General features: G+C 40.8%; 3 protein-coding genes. All 3 read right to left on the bottom strand.

What is annotated here, in order from left to right; all coding sequences use genetic code 11:
• Positions 1–22: 22 nt before the first annotated feature.
• On the bottom strand, positions 23–976 hold the full coding sequence (gene lhpI / locus E1171_RS04685) for a bifunctional Delta(1)-pyrroline-2-carboxylate/Delta(1)-piperideine-2-carboxylate reductase (RefSeq protein ID WP_155204588.1): 954 nt from the start codon (positions 974–976) through the stop codon (positions 23–25).
• A complete protein-coding gene (locus tag E1171_RS04690; RefSeq protein WP_155204590.1) occupies positions 977–2,536 on the bottom strand; it encodes an aldehyde dehydrogenase (NADP(+)) in 1,560 nt (519 codons plus the stop codon). It abuts the gene before it with no gap.
• Positions 2,537–2,649: 113 nt separating this feature from the next.
• Positions 2,650–3,537, bottom strand: an 888-nt coding sequence (locus E1171_RS04695; RefSeq protein WP_155204591.1) for a dihydrodipicolinate synthase family protein, incomplete at its 5' end; no start/stop codon positions are given.

Below are 3,537 nucleotides of genomic sequence, written 5' to 3' on the forward strand. Positions count from 1 at the left end.
TTAACCCCTCAATTAAAAATAATTAACTAGTCAATAAATTTAGCTTTTTCCAAACAAGCTGTGCTGCAGCTAGGTCTTCCAAAGCATGCCCTACGGATTTAAAAAGGGTAATTTCTTCCTCACCTTGTCTACCTTTTGCTTTACCCTGCGAAAGGGAAAAAAGATCCGCCTTTATATCTTCTCTTTGAATCACTCCTTTCTCCAAAGGAATAAAAATATCTCCCCCTTCCTTTGTTCCCCCTTGAAAAGTATCTACGAACAGAGAAGCCCTCCTCACGGCCTCGTCATCACTTTCCCTCATATCAGGTCTGTAAGCTCCCACTAAATCCAAATGTTGACCGGCTTTTAACCAGCTCCCCTTAATTAAAGGTTTTGGAGATAGGGTAGCACATGAAATAATGTCCGCAACAGACACTGCCTCCTGTATATCTTCAGCAATTTGAGCTTCATAGCCTTTATTTTCAAAAAGATTAGCCAACTCCTGGGCTTTATCCAAATTTCTTCCCCAAACCAAAACCTTTTCTATAGGTCGAACAGCCGAATGAGCCTGAATTAATTCTGGAGCCAAAGCTCCTGTACCTACCATTAATAAGGTTCGACTATTTTTTCTTGATAGAAAACTGGAGGCCAAAGCAGAAGCAGCAGCGGTTCGTTTTGCCGTTAAACTCTTGGCATCAAAAAGCACAAGAGGACGCCCTTTATGGGCGTCCATTAATAAATATAGTCCTTGAATGGAAGGTAAATCATACTTACCATTATTAGGAGATACTGTAACAATTTTCACCCCTACATGTTCTCCTGCTTCCCAGGCAGGCATCAATAAAAGCGTGGATTCTCTCCCCTCAACCGGATTAGGAAAATCATGGTGATGCCGCATAGGCACCTCATACCTTCCTTGAAAAGCAACCTTCAACGAAGAAATTAATTCCTTAAAATTCACAGCTTCTTCAATTTGCTCCCTGCTAAGATGCTGCATTTACTTTACCTCCTCTTTAGATAAATCACCATTTATTGTTCTCCACACTTTTAGTGGGTTATCGTCTTTCAATTCATTTGGTAATAAGTCCTGCGGACATCCCTGGTAGCAAACAGGCCGTGCAAAACGCTTTATAGCAGATGTTCCAACAGAAGAAAATTTTGAATCGGAAGTAGAAGGGAATGGACCTCCATGATGCATAGAAGGGCACACTTCTACTCCGGTGGGCACACCATTAAAGATCAATCTTCCCACTCTTTCCTGAAGGGCCTCGATATGTGGCTGGAAAGAGGACATCTCACTTTCTTCACCCATAATGGTAGCAGTTAATTGTCCCTCCAAACTATTGATCACTTCCAGGGCCTTCTCACTGGAATCACACACAACAAGTAATGAATAAGGACCAAAAACCTCTTCTTTCAAGGCAGAATTCTGAATAAAATCATCTGCCTTTACACTTGCTACTACAGCCTTTACCTGCAGGCTTTCGGAATCAGCATTCTCAGAAGAGACTCCCAATAATTGAACACCATCCTGCTTTTTGGCCTCTCCGTAAGTATATTGAAAACCATCCCACACTCTTTTATTAAGCATGGAGGAAGGTAACACTTTTGATATTTCTACAGCTAGCGTTTTCCTAAAATGAACTAATGAAGGGGAGTCAATACCAATTAAAATACCAGGAGAAGTACAAAACTGTCCTGTACCCAAGGTAATAGACCCTGCATAGATTTTGGCGATATTTTCAGCATTTTCCTCTAAAGTTGACGGCAATAATAAAACTGGATTTGTACTTCCCATTTCCGCAAAAACAGGTATAGGTTCTTCCCTTTGAGCTGCGGCATTGTATAAAGCTCTACCTGCCTTTCCCGAACCTGTAAAGCCTATGGCTTTTACTACAGGGTGCTTCACTAATATTTGCCCAGCTTCAATACCTCCATACACCATGGAGAATACGCCATCAGGCATTTTTGTTCTTTCAGCAGCCTTTTGAATAGCCAAGGCCACCAATTCACTTGTAGCAGGATGCCCCTCATGGGCTTTTACTATAACTGGATTTCCTGCTGCCAAAGCAGAAGCAGTATCTCCCCCAGCCGTGGAAAAGGCTAATGGGAAATTACTGGCCCCAAATACAACCACAGGACCTATAGGCCTGAGCATCTTTCTAACGTCAGGTTTCGGTAGGGGCTGACGATCGGGTATTGCTGTATCAATATGCGCTTCCACCCAAGAGCCTTCTCTTATCAATTGAGCAAAAGCGTTCAATTGTCCAACGGTTCTTCCTCTTTCTCCTATTACCCGACCTTCAGGCAAAGAAGATTCCTTCATTACTGTTTGCACCAAATTGTCTCCCAAAGCGGCTATTTCTTCTCCAATAGCCTCCAAAAATGATGCTTTTTGTTCACCACTTAAGTTTTTAAAAATTTCATAAGCCTTACGTGATTTCTCCAGCAATTGATTTAATTGTTTGGTTTCTGGCTCATAAATGGTATTATTGACCTCTTCAGATAGCAATGAGGCAAATTTTTTGTCTATAGTTTGCGGGCTTGTAATACTCATGGTCGTTTTAATATTCTGAAAAAAAGGAATTAATTTTACTCACAATGGTAGATAAAAGAAAGGCATTAGAACCCCAATAAACTAACGCCTATTCTTCTATCCAAATTAAAGTCTTAAGCAAGTTCAGCTACTCCCAATTCAGGTAAAATAGGGCGATTAGCCAATCCTTCTTCAATGATTCTCAAAACTCGCTCACGCTCTTCACCCACTAACGGCAGACGAGGTTCACGTACAGGCTCAGTACCTAGTCCTGTTGCTACTTCAGCCAATTTAATATTCTGTACCAATTTAGTAGAAACATCTAAATGTAACAATGGGAAGAACCAACGATAAATAGCTCTTGCTTCCTCTATTCTTCCTTCTTTCACCAATCTATAAATGGCAACTGTTTCTTTAGGAAAGGCACAAACTAAACCTGCGACCCATCCATCAGCACCCATTACCAAACTCTCCATCGCTAAATCATCTACTCCGGAAAGAATTTTATACCGGTCTCCTAATTCATTCTTAAGATCTGTCAAAGTTCGAATATCATCGGTAGACTCTTTAATAGCCTGGAATTTAGGATCTTTCGCTAGCTCCTTAAACATATCAATGGTAATCAACACCTTATAAGCCACTGGATTATTATATAGCATGATAGGCAGATCAGTTGCATCTGCAATGGTTTGCAGATAATGCACTGTTTCCCTGTCATCTGATTGATATCGCATTGGAGGCAATACCATTAATCCATCAACACCTGCATCCTTTACTGCTTTGACAAAAGAAACAGCGGTTTTGGTATTACTTTCAGCCACACAAACGATTACTGGCACACGCCCATTACTAACCATTTTTGCAGACCGAACCAAATCTATCTTTTCTTCGCAACTTAAAGAACTTCCTTCTCCTAAAGTACCGGAAATCACAATACCATCAACCCCTGCATCTATTTGGGCTTCGATATTACGTTCAAAGACAGGAAAGTCTATACTTCCATCTTCAAAAAATTTTGTAGT

Source organism: Xanthovirga aplysinae (assembly GCF_009711365.1).
Classification (GTDB): domain Bacteria; phylum Bacteroidota; class Bacteroidia; order Cytophagales; family Cyclobacteriaceae; genus Xanthovirga; species Xanthovirga aplysinae.

What these genes read in the sequence shown, in the direction of transcription:
- E1171_RS04690 (WP_155204590.1), bottom strand. Translation starts at nt 2,536, where the DNA reads ATGAGTATTACAAGCCCGCAAACTATAGACAAAAAATTTGCCTCATTG.
- lhpI (WP_155204588.1), bottom strand. Translation starts at nt 976, where the DNA reads ATGCAGCATCTTAGCAGGGAGCAAATTGAAGAAGCTGTGAATTTTAAG.